The organism is Pseudomonas sp. BN415 (assembly GCF_029871195.1).
Taxonomy (GTDB): Bacteria; Pseudomonadota; Gammaproteobacteria; order Pseudomonadales; family Pseudomonadaceae; genus Metapseudomonas; species Metapseudomonas resinovorans.
This window is the reverse complement of record NZ_SSOK01000005.1, coordinates 13,399-31,813: the sequence shown is the minus strand read 5'-3', so window position 1 is coordinate 31,813 and position 18,415 is coordinate 13,399. Positions and strand designations below refer to the sequence as shown.

Annotated in this window: 17 protein-coding genes; 8 read left to right on the top strand and 9 right to left on the bottom strand. The window is 63.1% G+C overall.

Going from position 1 to position 18,415, the window contains the following annotated elements; all coding sequences use genetic code 11:
* Positions 1-407: 407 nt before the first annotated feature.
* From E8F20_RS01065 to dksA, 5 genes are read right to left on the bottom strand one after another with little or no spacing between them, the layout of a single operon-like run.
* Positions 408-1,835: a sigma-54 dependent transcriptional regulator gene (locus tag E8F20_RS01065; protein ID WP_280282050.1), complete on the bottom strand. Its 1,428-nt coding sequence runs from the start codon at positions 1,833-1,835 to the stop codon at positions 408-410.
* Between the two features lie 22 nt (positions 1,836-1,857).
* Positions 1,858-4,812, bottom strand: coding sequence for a sensor histidine kinase (locus E8F20_RS01060; protein WP_280282049.1), 2,955 nt, complete (start codon positions 4,810-4,812; stop codon positions 1,858-1,860).
* A complete protein-coding gene (locus E8F20_RS01055; RefSeq protein WP_003095129.1) occupies positions 4,796-4,972 on the bottom strand; it encodes a hypothetical protein in 177 nt (58 codons plus the stop codon). The genes E8F20_RS01060 and E8F20_RS01055 overlap by 17 nt, the downstream gene beginning before the upstream one ends.
* 60 nt (positions 4,973-5,032) lie before the next feature.
* A complete protein-coding gene (gene gluQRS, locus E8F20_RS01050; protein ID WP_280282048.1) occupies positions 5,033-5,920 on the bottom strand; it encodes a tRNA glutamyl-Q(34) synthetase GluQRS in 888 nt (295 codons plus the stop codon).
* A gap of 51 nt (positions 5,921-5,971) precedes the next feature.
* Complete coding sequence (gene dksA, locus E8F20_RS01045) at positions 5,972-6,415, bottom strand: RNA polymerase-binding protein DksA (protein ID WP_028630036.1); 444 nt, start codon at positions 6,413-6,415, stop codon at positions 5,972-5,974.
* 193 nt (positions 6,416-6,608) lie between these two features.
* Between dksA and E8F20_RS01040 the strand changes: the two genes are divergently transcribed.
* Positions 6,609-7,784, top strand: coding sequence for a pyridoxal phosphate-dependent aminotransferase (locus E8F20_RS01040; protein WP_028630037.1), 1,176 nt, complete (start codon positions 6,609-6,611; stop codon positions 7,782-7,784).
* Positions 7,781-8,488 (top strand): DNA/RNA nuclease SfsA, encoded by a 708-nt coding sequence (gene sfsA, locus E8F20_RS01035; RefSeq protein WP_280282047.1) that lies wholly within the window; start codon positions 7,781-7,783, stop codon positions 8,486-8,488. Before E8F20_RS01040 ends, sfsA begins: the two co-directional genes overlap by 4 nt.
* A gap of 3 nt (positions 8,489-8,491) precedes the next feature.
* On the opposite strand, the gene E8F20_RS01030 is transcribed toward sfsA, so the two are convergent.
* Entirely contained in the window at positions 8,492-8,815 is a 324-nt protein-coding gene (locus E8F20_RS01030; protein ID WP_280282046.1) for a Rieske (2Fe-2S) protein, read from the bottom strand.
* Between the two features lie 79 nt (positions 8,816-8,894).
* Positions 8,895-11,192, bottom strand: a complete 2,298-nt coding sequence (locus tag E8F20_RS01025) for a TonB-dependent hemoglobin/transferrin/lactoferrin family receptor (RefSeq protein WP_280282045.1) — start codon at positions 11,190-11,192, stop codon at positions 8,895-8,897.
* A 607-nt stretch (positions 11,193-11,799) separates the two neighbouring features.
* Between E8F20_RS01025 and E8F20_RS01020 the strand changes: the two genes are divergently transcribed.
* The 6 genes from E8F20_RS01020 to E8F20_RS00995 all read left to right on the top strand — a co-directional run bounded on the left by E8F20_RS01020 (position 11,800) and on the right by E8F20_RS00995 (position 16,918).
* Positions 11,800-12,087 carry an energy transducer TonB gene (locus tag E8F20_RS01020; protein ID WP_280282044.1) on the top strand — a complete coding sequence of 96 codons (288 nt, stop codon included), beginning with the start codon at positions 11,800-11,802 and terminating at the stop codon, positions 12,085-12,087.
* 18 nt (positions 12,088-12,105) lie between these two features.
* Entirely contained in the window at positions 12,106-13,170 is a 1,065-nt protein-coding gene (locus E8F20_RS01015; RefSeq protein WP_280282043.1) for a ChuX/HutX family heme-like substrate-binding protein, read from the top strand.
* A gap of 100 nt (positions 13,171-13,270) precedes the next feature.
* Entirely contained in the window at positions 13,271-14,170 is a 900-nt protein-coding gene (locus E8F20_RS01010) for an ABC transporter substrate-binding protein (protein ID WP_280282042.1), read from the top strand.
* A gap of 50 nt (positions 14,171-14,220) precedes the next feature.
* Complete coding sequence (locus E8F20_RS01005) at positions 14,221-15,204, top strand: iron ABC transporter permease (RefSeq protein WP_280282092.1); 984 nt, start codon at positions 14,221-14,223, stop codon at positions 15,202-15,204.
* Positions 15,204-15,971 (top strand): heme ABC transporter ATP-binding protein, encoded by a 768-nt coding sequence (locus tag E8F20_RS01000; RefSeq protein WP_280282041.1) that lies wholly within the window; start codon positions 15,204-15,206, stop codon positions 15,969-15,971. Before E8F20_RS01005 ends, E8F20_RS01000 begins: the two co-directional genes overlap by 1 nt.
* 17 nt (positions 15,972-15,988) lie before the next feature.
* On the top strand, positions 15,989-16,918 hold the full coding sequence (locus E8F20_RS00995; protein ID WP_280282040.1) for a ChaN family lipoprotein: 930 nt from the start codon (positions 15,989-15,991) through the stop codon (positions 16,916-16,918).
* A gap of 232 nt (positions 16,919-17,150) precedes the next feature.
* Here the strand turns inward: E8F20_RS00995 and E8F20_RS00990 are convergent, their stop codons facing one another.
* Positions 17,151-17,951 (bottom strand): cyclic nucleotide-binding domain-containing protein, encoded by an 801-nt coding sequence (locus E8F20_RS00990; protein WP_280282039.1) that lies wholly within the window; start codon positions 17,949-17,951, stop codon positions 17,151-17,153.
* A 105-nt stretch (positions 17,952-18,056) separates the two neighbouring features.
* Complete coding sequence (locus tag E8F20_RS00985) at positions 18,057-18,329, bottom strand: TfoX/Sxy family protein (protein WP_280282038.1); 273 nt, start codon at positions 18,327-18,329, stop codon at positions 18,057-18,059.
* Positions 18,330-18,415: the final 86 nt, after the last annotated feature.

Genomic DNA, 18,415 nt, shown 5'->3' with positions numbered 1-18,415 from the left:
ATGGTGCCGTGATCATTCCATGACCCAACCAGTACGGGTGCTGTCTGATGACAGTTTTATTGTTCTCGGTCTGGCTGTGGGGCAAGCCCCAAAGGCAACTCCTCTCCAAAAGAATCAGTTAGCTGCGCCTCCGCTGTTTTGTTTTTGTTGTGCTGGAGTCGATACGTCTTGTTTTTATTGTGGGGTTCAGCATTTGTTATTGTTGTTGTGTCGCAGATAAAGCAGATGCCGTGCCAACTTTTTCGATTCCTTGTAAATCAAGGGGTTGCGAGGGTGGTGGGCTGAATGGAGGGCAAAAAAAAGCCGGGTTTTCGTTACCTTTAAACCCGGCTTTGTTACGTGATGTTAGGCGGGGTAACAGCTTGGGGAACTGAATGTGTTCCCGGCTTGTCACCCTCGCCGGGCGCTCAAGGCCCGGCAGCGGCGCCCGATTTGCGGCGGGGAATGCCCAGGCGCTGACGGCGTTCCCACAGGCATTTGCGGCTGATGCCCAGCTTGCGGGCCAGCTCGGTCTCGGTCATGTGGTCCTGGTGCTCCAGCACGAAGTGCTGGAAGTAGTCTTCCAGGGACAGGTCCTCGGTCGGCTCATGAGCTGTGTTATTGGCCTGGCTCGGGGCGATGGCATCGTTGAAGTCATCGTCGTCCAGGTCGTCCAGCTCGATGTCGATGCCCAGCAGGTCCGCCGAGATATCCGGGCTCTCGCAGAGGATCACTGCGCGCTCGATGGCGTTCTCCAGTTCACGCACGTTACCCGGCCAGTTGTAGTGGCGGATTGCCTGTTCGGCGTCAGCAGCGAAGCGCAGGCTGTCGCGTCCCATTTGGGCGCACTGGCGCGCCAGGAAGGAGCGGGCGATTTCCAGCACGTCGCTACCGCGCTCGCGCAGTGCGGGCAGCTTCAGGGAGATGACGTGCAGGCGGTAATAGAGGTCTTCGCGGAACTGGCCGGTCTTGGCCAGGGTCTTGAGGTCGCGGTGGGTGGCAGCGATCAGGCGCACATCGACCTTCTGCGACTGCACGGAACCCACACGGCGAATCTCGCCTTCCTGCAGGACGCGCAGCAGGCGCGCCTGAGCTTCCAGGGGCAGTTCGCCGATCTCGTCGAGGAACAGGGTGCCGCCATCAGCCGCTTCCACCAGGCCGGCGCGGCCAGCGGTAGCGCCGGTGAAGGCGCCTTTCTCGTGGCCGAAAAGTTCGGACTCGATCAGGGTTTCCGGGATCGCCGCGCAGTTCACCGAAATCAGCGGCGCCTTGGCGCGGCGGGACAGATTGTGCAGGGCTCGCGCCACCAATTCCTTACCGGTACCGGACTCACCCTGAATCAGTACGGTGGAGTCGGTCGGGGAAACTTTGCGGATCTTGCTGTAGAGCTCGAGCATCGGCGGGCAGGAGCCGATGATGCCGATTTCGCCGTCGGCGTTGGCGGCGGCTGCCTTGTCACCGCCTCGACCGGCACTGGGGCGATCGTTCGGTGCCGACTTGGCGTCTTGGCGCTCCTTGAGAATGCGCGAAACCGCCTGGAGCATTTCGTCATGGTCGAAGGGTTTGGCGATGTAGTCCACCGCGCCCATCTTCATCGAGTCCACCGCCGAACGCAGGCTGGCGTAGCTGGTCATGATCAGCACCGGGGTGCCTTGGGCCAGCTTGATCAGCTCGGTACCGGGAGCGCCAGGCAGGCGAAGGTCGCTGATGATCAGGTCGAAACCGGGAATGCTGTAACGCTCCTGGGCTTCCTGTACGGAGCCCGCTTCGCTGACCTGGTACTGGTTGCGCTCCAGTAGGCGGCGCAAGGCCGAGCGAATGATGGTTTCGTCTTCGACGATCAGAATGTGTGGCATTAATTCGGCTCTCTAGACGGTCTCAGCTCACGGCGGATGTTGCTTCGACAAAACGAGGCAGCGTCACCCTGATTCGGGTGCCGCGCTGGTGCTCGGAGTCGGCCGGGCTTTCGATGGTTATCTGTCCATAATGCTCTTCCACGATCGAATAGACCAGTGCAAGGCCAAGGCCGGTCCCTTTCCCTGGGTCCTTGGTGGTGAAGAAGGGTTCGAACAGGCGATCGATGATCGCCTTCGGAATGCCGCTGCCTTCGTCTTCGACGACGAGGTCGACGGTGTGCTCCGAAGCTTCGCTGCGCACGCGAATGGCGCTGCCCACGGGGGAGGCATCGCGGGCATTGGACAGCAAGTTGATCAGCACCTGGGCGAGGCGCTGGGGGTCGCCTTCGACAATGTGCTGTGGATCGCAGAGGTTGAAGAAGTTCACCTCGATGCTGCGCTTGTTCAGTGAGAGCAGGCCGATGGCGTCCTGCGTGACCTCGGCCAGGCATACCGGTTCGCTGGCCTGCTGACGACCGCCAGCGTGGGCGAAGCTCATCAGCGACTGGACGATGCGAGTGACGCGTTTGGTCTGTTCAAGAATCTGGCTGCTGAGTTCTTTGATCTCGCCATCGCCCTCGCGCTCTTCGCGCAGGTTCTGCGCCAGGCAGGCAATGCCGGTGATGGGGTTGCCGATTTCGTGGGCGACGCCGGCAGCCAGGCGACCGATGGACGCCAGGCGTTCGGAGTGGACCAGCTTGTCTTCCAGTAATTGAGTGTCGGTCACATCTTCCACCAGCAGTACCAGGCCGCTGCTGCCCGGTGCCAGGGGCTCTTCGATCGCCGCCTTATGCAGGTTGAGTGCGCGGGCCTGGCCGTCCAGGGTCAGGCGCTGCTTGTGCAAGTGTTCGTCAGGGAGGTTGATGAAGCCTTCCAGCAGGCCTTTCCAGGGATCAGTGATGGTCGACAGACGCGAGCCGACGACACGCTGCGCCGGAATCTCGGTCAGTTCCTCCATGGCGCGGTTCCACATGAGGATTTCCTGGTCCTTGGCCAGGGAGCAGACCCCCATGGGCAGCTCCTGCAAGGTCTGTCGGTGGTAGCGACGCAGCGCGTCCAGTTCCGCGGCGAGGCCGGTGAGGCGCGAGTGATAGTCCTCCAGCCGGCTTTCGATGAAGTGAATGTCTTCGGTGACGTAACCCTCGCTGCCAGACTTGTAGGGCAGGAAGGTTTCCACCATGTCCTGGGCCACACTGGGTCCCATCAGGCCGGAGAGGTTGGCTTCGATGCGATCCCGCAGGCGGCGCAGGGCATAGGGGCGGCGTTCATCGAAGGGCAGGTGGAGATCGCGCAGGGCCTGTTCCACTTCCTTCTGTGCGGTCTTGGCGCCCAGGGGTTTGGCCAGTTGAGTGGCAAATTCCTGGGGCGAGCTGGCCATCAGTTCACGGCGTTGCGGCCGGCGCACGTTGTCGACCGTACAGGCTTCGGCTGCGCTGCGTTCTTCCGGGCTGGCTTCGGTGAAGAGCGAGACCAGGGTGAAGATCAGTACGTTGGCCGCCAGGGAGGCGATGGCTGCGATGTGCCAGCTGGTGTCGTCGAGTACGTAGATGGCATTGAACAGCGGTAGGTAGATACCCTGCAGGTTGCCCACCAACGGCAGCAGCATGGCGAATAACCAGACGAGGAAGCCTGCCAGCAGGCCCGCGATGAACCCGCGGCGGTTGGCGGTCGGCCAGTAGAGTACCGAGAGCGCGCCGGGCAGGAACTGCAAGGTGGCGACGAAGGCGACGATACCGAGGTTGGACAGGTCCTGCTCGGCACCCAGCAGCAGGTAGAAACCGTAGCCGGCCATGATGATGAAGGCGATCAGGGCGCGGCGGGTCCATTTCAACCAGCGGTAGATGTTGCCTTCGGCGGGTGGCTGGTAGAGCGGCAGCACCAAGTGGTTGAGGGCCATGCCGGAGAGGGCCAGGGTCAGCACGATGATCAGGCCGCTGGCGGCTGACAGGCCGCCGACGTAGGCAAGCAGGGCGAGCACCGGGTTGTCGACGGCGATCCCCAACCCCAGGGTGAAATACTCCGGGTTGGTGGTGGCGCCGAGTTTGAGGCCCGCCCAGAGGATCAGCGGGATGGCCAGGCTCATCAGCAACAGGAACAGCGGCAGGCCCCAGCTGGCGCTGACCATGGCGCGCGGGTTGAGGTTCTCGGTGAAGGTCATGTGGTACATGTGCGGCATGACGATTGCCGAGGCAAAGAACACCAACAGCAGGGTGCGCCAGGGACCTTCCTGCAGCGGTGTGTGCAGCGTGGAGAGTGCGGCCTGGTTCTGCAGCAACCAGAGCTCCAGCTCCCGCGGGCCGTCGAACACGCCATAGAGCGCGTAAAGGCCGATGCTGCCCAGGGCCACCAGTTTGACCACCGATTCGAAAGCGATGGCAAACACCAGGCCGGCGTGCTTCTCGCGGGTGGCAATGTGGCGCGCGCCGAAGAGGATGGTGAACAGGGTGATCAGGGCGCAGAAGCTCAGGGCGACGCGGTTGTGGACCGGCTCGCGGGTAAGAATGCCGATGGAGTCGGCCACCGCCTGGATCTGCAGGGCCAGCAGCGGCAGCACGCCGATGATCATGATTACCGTGGTCAGCGCGCCGGCCCAGGTGCTGCGGAAGCGGAAGGCGAAGAGGTCGGCCAGCGATGACAGCTGGTAGGTGCGGGTGATGCGCAGTATCGGATAGAGCAGTACCGGCGCCAGCAGGAAGGCACCCGATACGCCCAGGTAACTGGCGAGGAATCCGTAGCCGTACTGGTAGGCCAACCCGACGGTACCATAGAAGGCCCAGGCACTGGCATACACGCCCAGGGACAGGGTGTAGGTCAGCGGGTGACGGACGATCCAGCGCGGTACGAAGCCGCGGTCACTGAGCCAGGCCACGCCGAACAGGGCCAGGAGATAGGCAGCGCTGATCAGGATCAGCTGGGTGAGGCTAAAGCTCATCAGCATCGCGTTGACTCTGGAGAATGAAGGTCACCACGATCAGGATCAGCCACAGCAGGTAGGGGCGGTACCAGGCGCCGTTGGGGTCGATCCACCAATCCATGATGGCGGGGGAGAACAGGTAGATTCCCACCACCAGGAGCAGGACCAGCCGATAGATGTACATGCCATAAATCTCGTCGTGTCTGCCGCGATGGTAGCGAATGCCCAGAGGTGCCGCGAGTGGCTAGCGAAGCTGCGCTTCGGCCAGCGTCCGGGTGCGTGGAATTCGCCGTGCGTCCCAGTGTGCGATGCCCCAGTCCAGCACATCGCGGGGGTGGTTGTCGGCCAGTTCGGCTGGCGGCTCCTGGCCCAGGGCTCGCAGTGCGCGTACCAGCAAGGGGCCGGCGGAGTCTGCCGGCAGCGGCGGTGAACGGTAGGACTTGCCCAGCTTGTGGCCGTCCGGCTGGATGATCAGCGGCACATGCAAATAGCGGGGTTGGCTGAAGCCCAGCAGTTCCTGCAAATAGAGCTGGCGTGGGGTGGAGTCCAGCAGGTCGGCACCCCGGACAATGTCGGTAATGCCTTGCCAGGCGTCGTCCAGCACCACGGCCAATTGATAGGCATAGAGGCCGTCGCGACGACGGATAACGAAGTCGCCCACTTCCCGCGCCAGATGCTGGCGGTACTCGCCCTGTACGCGGTCGATGAAGTGGTACTCGAGCTCCGGCACGCGGATGCGAATGGCTGCGTCGAGCTGCGGGTGCTGGGCGTTGCGGCAGAAACCCGGATAGATGCCCTGGTGGCCCTCCAGCTGCTTGCGCGAGCAGGTGCAGGCGTAGGCCAACCCCATCTCGTAGAGACGGTCGATCACCTTGGCGTAGTCCTCTTGGCGGTCGCTCTGGCGAACCATCTCGCCATCCCATTCGAAACCGTAGTTTTCCAGGGTATGGAGAATCGCCGCTTGGGCACCTTCGACTTCCCGCGGCGGATCGAGGTCTTCCATGCGCAGCAACCAGCGGCCGCCGACAGCGCGGGCGTCAAGGTAGGAGGCAAGGGCAGCGACCAGCGAACCGAAATGCAGAAAGCCGCTGGGCGTAGGGGCGAAGCGCCCGATATAGGTAGGGGAGGTCATGGAACAGGACCCTGTAACGCGACGGGGCGCCGTTGGCGCCCCGCTTCGGCATCAGGAGCCGAGCTGCTTTTCCTTGATTTCCGCCAGGGTCTTGCAGTCGATGCAAAGGGTGGCGGTGGGGCGGGCTTCCAGGCGGCGGATGCCGATCTCGACGCCGCAGGAGTCGCACCAGCCGTAATCGTTGTCTTCGATCAGTTGGAGCGTTTCGTCGATCTTCTTGATCAGTTTGCGCTCGCGGTCACGGGCGCGCAGCTCGAGGCTGAACTCTTCTTCCTGGCTGGCACGGTCGGCCGGGTCCGGGAAGTTTGCGGCTTCGTCCTGCATGTGGTGCACGGTACGGTCCACCTCTTCCATCAACTCCTGCTTCCATTTGTTGAGGATGTTGGTGAAGTGAGCGCGCATGCGGTCGCTCATGTACTCCTCGCCCTTGGTCTCTTGGTAGGGCACGAAGCCACGAATCAACTGGCTGTTCTGTTGTTTTGCATTGGTGGGCATGGATGGCCGCCTCTCACTTTCTTAATCCATTGCGCAGGATTATGGTCCATCGCCGGCGACGCCGGCCCTGCGGCTGCAAGCGGGCGAACTTACCAGATCAAATCCGGGTGCGCCACTCCCCAGCGTCGTACATGCTGCAGCGTCCAGGGACCATTGGTTAGAATCCTCTCTTTGCCTTAATAAAGGAAGGCCAATGGCCCAGTCCTACAGTGCGCGCAGCCGCGCCATCGAACCCTTCCACGTCATGGCCCTGCTGGCTCGTGCCAACGAACTCCAGGCAGCGGGTCACGATGTGATCCACCTGGAAATCGGCGAGCCGGACTTCACCACTGCCGAGCCTATCGTCCAGGCCGGGCAGGCAGCCCTGGCCGCCGGGCATACCCGATACACCGCCGCTCGGGGCGTGCCGCAGTTGCGCGAAGCCATCGCTGGCTTCTACGCATCGCGCTATCGGTTGAACATAGACCCTGATCGCATTCTCATCACCCCCGGCGGTTCCGGAGCGCTGTTGCTGGCCAGCAGCCTGCTGGTAGATCCCGGGCGGCACTGGCTGCTGGCCGACCCCGGCTACCCCTGCAACCGTCACTTCCTGCGCCTGGTGGAAGGTGGTGCGCAGCTGGTGCCGGTGGGCCCTGAGACCCGCTATCAATTGACCCCGCAGCTGGTCGAACGGCACTGGGACGCCGACAGCGTGGGTGCCCTGGTCGCCTCGCCGGCCAACCCGACCGGCACCGTGCTGCACGCCGACGAGCTGGCGGCCCTGTCTCAGACCCTCAAGGCTCGCGGTGGCCATCTGGTGGTGGACGAGATCTACCACGGCCTGACCTATGGCATGGACGCCAGTAGCGTGCTGGAAGTGGATGACGACGCCTTCGTGCTGAATAGCTTTTCCAAGTATTTCGGTATGACCGGCTGGCGACTCGGTTGGTTGGTGGCGCCGCCGGACGCAGTGCCCGAGCTGGAGAAACTGGCGCAAAACCTCTATATCAGTGCGCCCTCAATGGCCCAGTACGCCGCCCTGGCCTGCTTCCAGCCGCAGACCCTGGAAATCCTCGAGCAGCGTCGCAACGAGTTCGCCCGTCGTCGCGATTACCTGTTGCCGGCCCTGCGTGAGCTGGGCTTCCGCATCGCCGTAGAGCCGGAAGGTGCCTTCTATCTCTATGCGGACATTTCCGCCTTTGGTGGCGATGCCTACGCCTTCTGCCGTCATTTCATCGAAACCGAACATCTGGCCTTCACGCCGGGCCTGGACTTCGGTCGCAATCATTCCGCTCAGCATGTGCGCTTCTCCTATACCCAGAGCCTGCCGCGTCTGGAGGAGGCCGTGCAGCGCCTGGCTCGCGGTCTGAAGACCTGGTCCGGTCAATGAGGTTCGCCCCGGCCCTGGAGGAGGGCAGGCTGCTCAAGCGTTACAAGCGCTTTCTCGCGGATGTAGAAACGTCATCAGGGGAGCAGTTGACCATTCACTGCCCCAATACCGGCTCGATGCTGAACTGCATGAGCGCGGGCTGCCGGGTCTGGTTCAGTCGCTCCAACAATCCCAAGCGCAAGTTGCCCGGTACCTGGGAAATCGCCGAGACGCCCCAGGGTCGCCTGGCCTGCGTCAATACCGCACGGGCCAATGCCCTCGTGGAAGAGGCGCTGCAGGCCGGCATTATCAGTGAGCTGGCGGGCTTCAGCGCCCTCAAGCGTGAAGTGGGCTATGGGCTGGAAAACAGCCGCGCCGATTTCCGTCTCGATTACCCCGCCGGTCCGGCCTTCATCGAGGTGAAGAGCGTCACCCTGGGCTTCGATGGCACGCCGGTCGCAGCATTCCCTGACGCTGTGACCCAGCGTGGCAGCAAGCATTTGCGTGAGTTGGCCGTGCTGGCGCGAGAGGGCGTGCGCGCTGTGCAGCTCTATTGTGTGAATCTTTCGGGTGTCGATGCGGTGCGTCCAGCCGAGGAGATCGACCCGGCTTATGCGGCAGCCCTGCGTGAGGCAGTTGCTGTGGGTGTGGAAGTGCTGGCTTATGGGGTGGCGCTGACGCCGGAAGAAGTTCGCGTCTGTCGTCGTCTCGAGGTGAAGCTCTGAGGCTCAGGCGTCGATGAGCAACCAGATGCCGTCGGCGTCTTCGCGGCAGTCCAGAGGTTGCAGCATGTCGCCGGCGCAGGGGCCGGTCACGCATTCGCCCGACTCGATCAGGAACAGCGCGCCGTGGGTGGCGCACTGGATCAGGCTGCCGCTGTGATCGAGGAACTGACCTGGCACCCAGTCGAGCGGAATTCCCCGGTGCGGGCAACGATTCTCATAGGCGTGAATCTGCCCATGCCGGCGCACCAGCAAGAGTTTCAGACCATCAACGACAAAGCCCCGACTCTGGCCTTCGGCCAGTTCAGAGGGGCGGCAAAGCAGGATCATCGGCATCTCCACGGCAGGCGTGCATTATCGCGCGCCACCGTGGCTTGCCAAGAGGGGCACATCCGTGTGCTGAAAGGAATCAGATCTCCCAGACCAGGTTGACCGAGGCGTTGCGGCCTGGCTGGGTGTAGCGGCCCAAGCTGCGGCTGTTGGCGTCCAGACCCTGGACGTCGCCCCACTGCCAGTACTCCTTGTCGGTCAGGTTGAACAGGCCGGCGTTCACCGAGAGGGCATCGGTGACCTGCCACCAGGTGTTCAGGTCGAGGGTGCCGTAGCCCGGCGTGGCGAACTGCTCATTGATGCGCACGCTGGCATTGTTCGACTGATCGATGCGGTCCTTGGCCGTGACCAGGGTCCAGGACAAGTCGCCACCGAACTTGCCGGTCGGTTCGGCGTAGCCCAGACCAATGACTGCCTTGAGCGGATCAATGCTGTTGATTGGCGCACCCGTCTCCTCATTCTTGCCGCGGGCATAGGCGATGGTGCCGAGCAGGCGGGTGCCAGCGGGCAGGCCAAAGCTGCCGAGGAAGAGTTCGCCCTTGGCCTCGGCGCCGCGAATGGTCACCTTGTTCAGGTTTTGCGACTGGAACGTAAGCAGATTGTCGCCAGTCGGGTCCGGGATGGTCACCTGTTCGATGAAGTCTTCGTAGCGGTTGTAGAACAGCGCCACCCCGAAGCTGCCGCTGTTGTACTTGCCGCGCAGGCCGATTTCGTAGCTGTCGCTGGTTTCTGGTTTCAGGCGAGTATTGGCGACGGTCTGGTAACCCATCCCGGCGTTGACGAATTCACCGAAGATGTCCACAGGCTCCGGTGCCTTGAAGCCCGCGGCGTACTGGCCATAGAGGCTGTGGGCGTCGTCCAGGCGGTAGGTGACACCGAGCTTGGGCGAAAGCGCGTGGTCGTTGAAGTCCGACGGGTTTCGATCAACCGGGTTGCTATTCAGGTACTCCGGCGTCACATCCGGCTTGAGTTCGTAGTAGTCGTAGCGCAGGCCCGGTAACAGGGTCCAGCGGCCGATCTCGATGCTGTCCTGTGCGAACAGGGCGTACTCGTGGGTGACCGGATCGGGGAAGTCGCTCAGCGGGAAAGTCTCCGCACCGAAGGCCGGCGGAAGCGGTTGCCCAGTGCTGACGCGGGTCTCGTTGCCCTTGCGCAGGTCGTTGCTTTCGAGGCGCTTCAGGTCGACGCCGTAGATCAGATGGTGCTGGGTGTTACCGAGCTCGAAGTGTTTGTCCAACTGGCCATTGAAGGACCAGAGCTTCTCTTCGTATACCGAATCGCGGGTGCGCAGGCGCTCGAAGGCCGAGGTGGGCGGTACCGGGTTGCGGTTGAAGGCGACCCAGCTGTAGCGGCTCTGCTCGGTCTGTTGGCGGATCTTGCTGTCCTGGTGGTTGAGCTGCCATTTCAGCTGATCGGCGAAGGCGTTATCGAGTTCCAACCGGTGCTCCAGGCTGATGCGCTCGCGGTCGGTGCTGTCGGTGGCATTGCTGGCCGCGATCAGGGCATTGCTGAACATGCCGCCGCCCAGGGATGTGGAGGTGAGGGTCGAAGCCTCGCTGAGCACGCGGGTGTCAACGTCGTCCTGAAAGCGCTCGTAGCTCAGCTGCAGGCGATCATTACCGGCGTAGTTCCAGCCGATCTTGGCCAACAGGTTGTCGGTGGTGAAGTCCTGCGGGTTGGCTTCCTCACGTCCGGCACCGAGGCCGCCGCGGCCGCCGAAGGTCTCGGTTTCGTCGCCACTGCGACGACCCATATGGAGTACGCCGTCAAGCGAGCCCTGGCGGGCAGCGAAGGTGGCGCTGCGCAGCCAGCTGTTGTCGGCGCTGCTGTAACCCGTCTTCAGTCGGGCATAAGCGTCATCACCTTCGTCCAGGTAGTCCGCAGCATCCTTGGTCAGGAAACTCACCGCGCCGCCGATGGCATCGCTGCCGTATAGCGAAGATGCCGGGCCGCGGATGATCTCCAGCTGCCTGACGATGTCCGGGTCGATGTAGTTGCGCTGGGCGTTGAGGAAGGGGCCGAAGTTGAAGGCATCCGGCACCGAGACTCCGTCCACCTGGGTCAGCACGCGGTTGCCACCGATGCCTCGGATGGTGAAGCCGGAGAGACCGAAGCGGCTGCCGGTGCCACTCACCGATACCCCTGGTTCGTAGCGCACCAGGTCGCGGATGTTGTTCACGTTCTTCTGGTCGATGTCGCGTTCGGTCTGCACCGAGACCGTGCTTGGCACCTGGTCGAGACGCTGCTCGCTGCGCGTGGCGGTGACGGTCATGGTGTCGAACTGCGTGGCGGCCTTTTCAGCTGCCAGGGCCAGGGACGGGCAAAGCAACAGCAGAGCGAGCCCGGATCGACGGGCAATGGGTGGACGCAGCGCCATGGGCACTCCCGATTTCAGAGGCGCACCAGCAGCCGACTTTTGCGCCCTTTCAGCGATTTTCGCTTTCTTGTGGGCTTGTTGGTCAGGTCCTACTGATGATCGCAGGTTGATATCGGAACGGCACGTTAATGTCATTGACTTGCAAATGCAAATAACAATTAAATGCATTTAAGAAAAAATGCTGGACAAACAAATGCCGCGCTTCCCCTGCTATTTCAGCCTGTCTATGGCCATGCACGTCAGCGTGGGCTGGCTCCTGCATGACATGCGGGAAGCGGCGAGTGGTGTTCCGAATACGCCAGTTCCGATCATGATCCAGCTAGTAAGCCCTGATCCGCCGCCACTGCCGGCCCCGCTGCCGGTTAAGCCAGCAGCGGCGCCTGCCAAGCCCGCTCAACCGGCCAGGTCGCAGCAGGTAGTGCCCAGGCCGGTGGTGGAGAGCAAGCCGAGGTCGGAGGCAGCCCGTGCGGTTGCGCGGGCAGAATCAGCCACACCACGGCCCAGCCCGCCTGCCAAACCCAGGCTGATTGCGGCAACTGCTGCGTCCCGCTCTGTCGAAAGGCCGTCGGCCACCAGCGTCCCGGTTGTGAAGCCAGCGGTTACCGAGGTGTTCAGCCACGAGCCGGCGTTTCTCACCCCGCCCAAGCCGCCGATTTATCCGGCCCAAGCGCGGCGCCGCAATCAGCAGGGCCTGGTCCTGGTTGAGGTGCGGTTGGATGCCCACGGCCTGCTGCGGGAAATCAAGCTGCTGCGTTCGTCCGGCGTCGAAAGCCTGGACCGTTCGGCCCTCGATGCTGTCGCCGCCTGGCGCTTCATTCCAGAGACTCTGAACGGCCAGCCGGTGCCCAGCCGCGTACACATTCCAATTGAATTCGCCCTGTCGGCGAGTCGCTGAACTACAAAGGAGCCTCAGATGAGCCTACAAAATCTGCCCGCTAGTGCGGGTTCCCCCCTCTACCTCGAATGGCAGGCACTGCGCGCCGAACAGCCACGCCTGCGTGCCCGGGATGCGGCCCTGCGACTGTCTGTCAGCGAGGCCGAACTGACCACCAGCCGCCTCGGCGTCGACACGGTGCGTCTGCGCACGGACTGGGTCAACTTGTTGCCTGCCCTGGGTGAGCTGGGCTACATCATGGCGCTGACCCGCAATGAGCATTGCGTGCATGAGCGCAAGGGCTACTACCGCGAGGTTTTGGTAGCCGCCAACGGGCAAATGGGCCTGGTGGTGTCAGCCGACATTGATCTGCGCCTGTTCATGGGGGGCTGGGCCAGCGCCTTTGCAGTGGCCGAAGAAACCCCTCGCGGCACCCAGCGCAGCATCCAGGTCTTCGACCAGCAGGGCACGGCGGTGCATAAGGTATACCTCACTGACGACAGCGACCTGGCCGCCTGGGAACCGCTGGTAGAGCGCTTCCGTGCCGAGGAACAGAGCGCCGAACTGGATTTCTTGCCGCAACCCGAGGCGGTGCAGGCCAAACCTGATGCCGAGATCGACGTCGTGTCCCTTCGCGAAGGCTGGGCGACGCTGAAGGACACCCATCACTTTTTCGCCCTGCTGAAGAAGTACGGTGCTGAACGCACCCAAGCCCTGCGTCTGGCGGGCAACCAATGGGCGGAGCAACTCGATACCGCCGAGCTGCCGCGCCTGATGGAGGAGGCGGGTGCGCGCGAAGTTCCGATCATGGTGTTTGTCGGCAACCGTCATTGCATTCAGATCCACAGCGGCAGGGTCAGCAATCTGAAGTGGGTGGATACCTGGTTCAATGTGCTCGACCCGGAGTTCAACCTGCACCTGCAGACTGCCGGGGTTACTGAGCTGTGGCGGGTGCGCAAGCCCAGCACAGATGGCGTGATCACCAGTTGGGAAGCCTTCGACGCGCAAGGGCAGTTGGTCGTGCAATTGTTCGGCGTCCGCAAACCCGGTATTCCTGAGCTGGAAGACTGGCGAGCACTGGCGGAAAGCGCGCCGGCTCTCTGATTCCGAGCCAGCAGGGGGCTTGTCGTGCCCCGGTCCAGGCTAACACTCGGTGAAAACAGGGCGTTGGCATTTCCCGCATTCAGCGATGGAGTTGTTTTCGATGCGTCTAGTTGTCGGTCTGGCCAGCCTCTGTGCGGGCCTTTTGTTCTCCCAACAGGCCGCTGCGGCCGAGCCCCTTCCCCAGCGCTGGGTCAGCGCCGGCGGGTCGGTCAGCGAGTGGGTGGTGGCCCTGGGCGGGCAGGAGAAGTTGGTGGGCGTGGATACGACCAGTCAGCATCCCGATTCATTGAAGGCGCTGCCCAGTATCGGCTACCAGCGGCAACTGGCGGCAGAAGGCATTCTCTCGCTACGTCCCGACATCCTGATCGGGAGCGAGGAAATGGGTCCGCCACCGGTGCTGGCGCAGGTCGGCGCGGCGGGTGTGCGTATCGAGCGCCTGTCCTCGACCGCCGACCTCGCTACCTTGGAACAGAATCTCAAGCTGATCGGGAGCCTGTTGGGCGACGAGGCGCGCGCCGGCCAGGCCTTCGCCGCCTATAGCCAGCGCCTGCAGCGTCAGGCGGAATGGGTCGCCAAAGTCCTGCAGGCCCAGAAGGCGCCGCGGGTGCTCTTCTTGCTGGGCCACGCGGGCAGCAGCCCGATGGCCGCGGGGAGAGACACCGCTGCGGCCTGGTTGATCGAGCGGGCCGGAGGGCTGAACCTGACGCACCACCATGGCTACAAGGCGATTTCCAGCGAAGCGCTGGCCGCACTTGATCCTGATGTGGTGGTGATCGCCGATCGCCGTCTGGACGGTGATGCCGCTCGTGACGCCTTGCTCCAGCAGAACCCGGCTCTGGCCGCCACCCGTGCGGCGCGCGACGGTCGTCTGCTCAGCCTGGACCCGACTCTGCTGGTAGGTGGACTGGGACCGCGATCGCCTGATGGCATAGCCGCGCTGTCTGCAGGCTTCTATCCTTCGGCTCCGGCCCTGACCGAGAAAAGCCTGAGCCAGCCATGACTGCATCTCTTCACTCCCGCCCACTGTTCATCGCCCTGGTCGTCGTGCTGCTGTTAGCGCTTTGGCTGTCGCTGGCGCTGGGGCCGGTCAGCCTGCCACTGGGCGAGACCGTACGCGCGGCAATGCGCCTGGCTGGCCTGCCGTTATCCGGTGAAGGGCTGGAGCAGGCCGAGTTGATCCTTGGGCAGATACGCCTCCCACGCACCCTGCTCGGGCTTGCGGTGGGCGCCGTGCTGGCGTTGTCCGGCGTTGCCATGCAGGGCTTGTTTCGCAACCCGCTGGCTGACCCAGGGCTGGTTGGGGTATCCAGCGGCGCAGCATTGGGAGGGGCTGTGGCCATTGTCGGTGGCACCGCGTTGGGTGGATTGCCAGAGGCTTTTGCCCCCTACCTGCTGTCCATTTTCGCCTTTGCCGGCGGGCTGGCCGTGACGTTGCTGGTCTATCGCCTGGGGCGTCACGACGGGCAGACCAGTGTGGCGACCATGCTGCTCGCCGGGATTGCCCTGACCGCACTAGCCGGGGCGGTGATCGGCCTGTTCACCTACCTGGCCGATGACGCCACTCTGCGCAGCCTGACCTTCTGGAACATGGGCAGCCTCAACGGTGCCAGTTATTCGCGGCTCTGGCCGCTGCTGATCGTGACCCTGTTCGTGGTGTTCTGGCTGCCACGTCGGGCCAAGGCACTGAATGCCTTGCTGCTGGGGGAGTCCGAGGCCCGTCACCTGGGCTTCGATGTGGAGCGACTGAAGCGCGAGCTGGTGTTCTGCACTGCCCTGGGTGTGGGGGCTGCGGTGGCGGCGGCGGGGTTGATCGGTTTCATCGGCCTGGTTGTGCCGCACCTGGTACGCCTGGTTGCCGGGCCGGATCACCGGGTCCTGCTGCCGGCTTCGGCTCTGGCCGGGGCTAGCCTGCTGCTGCTGGCCGACCTGGCGGCACGCCTGGTACTGGCGCCGGCCGAACTGCCCATCGGCATCGTCACGGCAATGATAGGTGCGCCGTTCTTCCTCTATCTGCTGGTGCGAGGTCGCCCCTGATGCTGTGCGCGGAACAACTGGACGTGTTGCGAGGCAGCAAACACGTACTCGCAGGCGTCGATCTGGCGCTGCAGCCTGGCGAGGTGCTTGGGGTACTCGGCCCCAATGGCGCCGGCAAGAGCACCTTACTAGGTGCCTTGTGTGGTGAGGTACCGGCTGCCTCGGGAGCGGTCAGCCTGGATGGCCGTGCCCTGGGCGACTGGAACGGGCCGCAGCGTGCGCGACGCCTGGCCGTGCTGCCACAAAGCTCGACCCTGAACTTTGCGTTCCGCGTCGAGGAGGTCGTGGCCATGGGGCGCATGCCTCACGACACCGGACGAGAACAGGATGCCGAAGTCGTCGCGCAGGCGTTGCACGCGGCGGATGCCAGCCACTTGGCCGGTCGCAGCTATCTGGCGCTCTCCGGTGGTGAGCGTCAGCGCGTGCACCTCGCACGGGTGCTGGCGCAGCTCTGGCCCGGGGGCAGCGGGCAAATACTGCTGCTGGACGAACCCACCTCGATGCTTGACCCGCTGCACCAGCACACCACCTTGCAGGCCGTGCGGGCGTTTGCCGAGCGTGGCGTGGCAGTGCTGGTGATTCTTCATGACCTGAACCTGGCCGCGCGCTACTGCGATCGGCTGCTGTTGCTCGCCGATGGTCGCCCCTATGTGATGGGTACGCCGGACCAGGTACTCCAAGCCGAGCCGCTCAAGGCCGTGTTCGGCCTGGAGGTGCTGGTGCAGTGCCATCCGGAACGCGGCCATCCCCTGATCGTTGCACGTTGATCGAACAAGGATTTTCCATGCGTCTTCTCCTGCTTCCCCTCTTCGGCTTGCTGGCCGCCTGCCAGAGCCTGCCGCCACTGCCCGAGTGGCAGAGTCCCGAGGGCCGGGATAACCCTGAACTGGGCGTGATCCGAGACATGCGCAGCGGCGAACAATTGACCCCGGAGCAACTACTGGAACGGCTTGCCACCCAGTCCCGAGTGCTGGTCGGCGAGCAGCACGACAACCCGGACCATCATGCCCTGCAGCTCTGGCTGCTGCAGGGGCTGGAAGCTCGCCGGCCCCAGGGCAGTCTGTTGTTGGAAATGCTCGAGCCCGAACAGCAGGCCAAGGTGGATGCTGTGCGCAAGAGCTCACTGCCGGCCGATCTGTCCCAGGCCCTGGCCTGGCAGAAAAACTGGAACTGGGAGCTTTATGGCCCGATCGTCCGTCATGCCCTGGCTCAACCCTATCCGCTGCTCGCGGCCAATCTCGACCGCAGCGAAATCAAGCGCATCTACAAGGAGCGTCCAGTCCTGCAGGGTGAGCAGTCCACCGCGGAGACGGTGCGCGGGCCGCTGCTGGAGCAAATCCGGGAGTCCCACTGCGGACTGCTGCCGGAATCCCAGATGCCGGCAATGCTTGCGGTGCAGCAGCAACGCGACCGGCGCATGGCGGAACGGTTGTTGGCGGCGCCCACCCCGGCAGTGCTGTTCGCTGGGGCTTTCCATGTGCGTCGTGATCTGGGAGTGCCTTTGCACTTGGCCGACCTGGGCAAGGCCGAGGGGAATGCGGTGTTGATCTTCTCGGAGGTGGGTAAACCGGTGGAGCAGGGTGCGGCCGACTACGTCTGGTACACCGCCGCTTTGCCGCCCATCGATCACTGCGCGGGTATGCGCCAGAAACTTCCGGCCGCGCGCTTGGCGCCGACAAGCAGGTTGCATTCGGATTTGCTGAATCACAGGTAAAAAAAGACCCGGCAATTTGCCGGGTCTAAAACCGTGATTAGCCTGATGAGGAGATAACCTGAAGAGTCCGACTGCTTGGTCTCCCAGCTTACCGGCTGATCTCGCGATCAGTTGCGCTAATAATAAGCATTCGTATTTACAAGTCAAGCGTCGGTTCGCCTTTTCCTTTTCGTCTCGTTTGTCGGCCCCTGTAAAGCAAAAAACCCGGCTTTGCGCCGGGTTCATGCGGAGGTCAAACCCTTTCGGGGGACAACCGCAGCTGGGTGACCTCTTTATTCAGCAGGTCAATGCGCCGCGCCATGCTCTCGATCAGGCTGTGAGCAATGCGCGGATTGCTTTGCATCAGGCTGAGGAACTGCTCCTTGGGAATCACCATCACGGTGCAGGGCTCACTGGCCACTACCGTGGCGCTACGCCGTTCCCGGGTGAATACCGCCATGGCTCCGAAGATCTCATCCTTCTGGACATCGCCCACCTTCTGTCCATCGACGAAGGCCTCCGCATGGCCCTCGATGATGATGAAGACATGGTCAGCCTCGTCTCCCTGGTGGATAAGCTCCTCTCCCGCGGGAAAGTGCTGGAAACCGGTGGAGGGGCGTACGTCCGGTTGCTTTAAGCGAGCGACGGCATCCGAGAGTAGGGCGGTATGGCCTACCAGGTACTGGATGAACAGTTCCTGGCGCTTTTCGTTGCCATAGATGTGTTTGAACACCTCGTTACGGCTGAACGGCATCAGGCTGATGGGTTCGTCACTGCTGTAGCGGCAGGAAGGCAGGTCGATGCCCTGACGCAGGCCGACCAGGTCGCCCTCCTGCAGGTAGAAAAGGGGACGTTCATCGACGATGGCGTGGATCAGGCCGTTTTCGATCAGGAACAACTGGTTGGCAGGCAGCAATGGTGAGAGGTCTTCGACTTGTTCCAGGCGTACCGCGGGGCCGCTTGGTTCCAGACCATCGAGCAGCTGCCCGGGGATGCTCTGCAGTCTGTTGATCAGCTGGTCGGCGTAGGCCGGTTGCTCCCCGAGTAGGTACATGGCAGTAATTCCTTGAACTGACTGGAATGGCGTCGCACACGAAGGTCCCTGAAACAATAGGGACCTAGGCCTTGCTCGTAAATCTCTCTTGGCGGAGGTTGTGAGCTAGCTCTTGTTGTGGACGCCCGGAGTGTCCAGTTGGTGGTTCAATTCTGCCTTGTGGCCGGGTGTCAGGTCGTTCCAGTGGACGTCCAACAGGGCGCCCTCGATGGCATAGAGCAGCACTTTGGAGGCTCTGAAACCGCGTGCCCGAACGGCCTTGTAGGCACTGACGGCACCGAGCCGGCGCAGGTCCGAAGCGCTGTGTATGCCGACGGCATGCAGCCATTGTGCTGAAGTCTTGCCCAGGTTTTTCATGTGTTGCAGTTCGTCGTTCATCGAGCCTCCTTGCGATGGAATGGGCACGAGAGGGACAGTGCTGTGGATAAGTGTAGCGGCCATTCGCAGTGCGTGGCCTTGTGCTA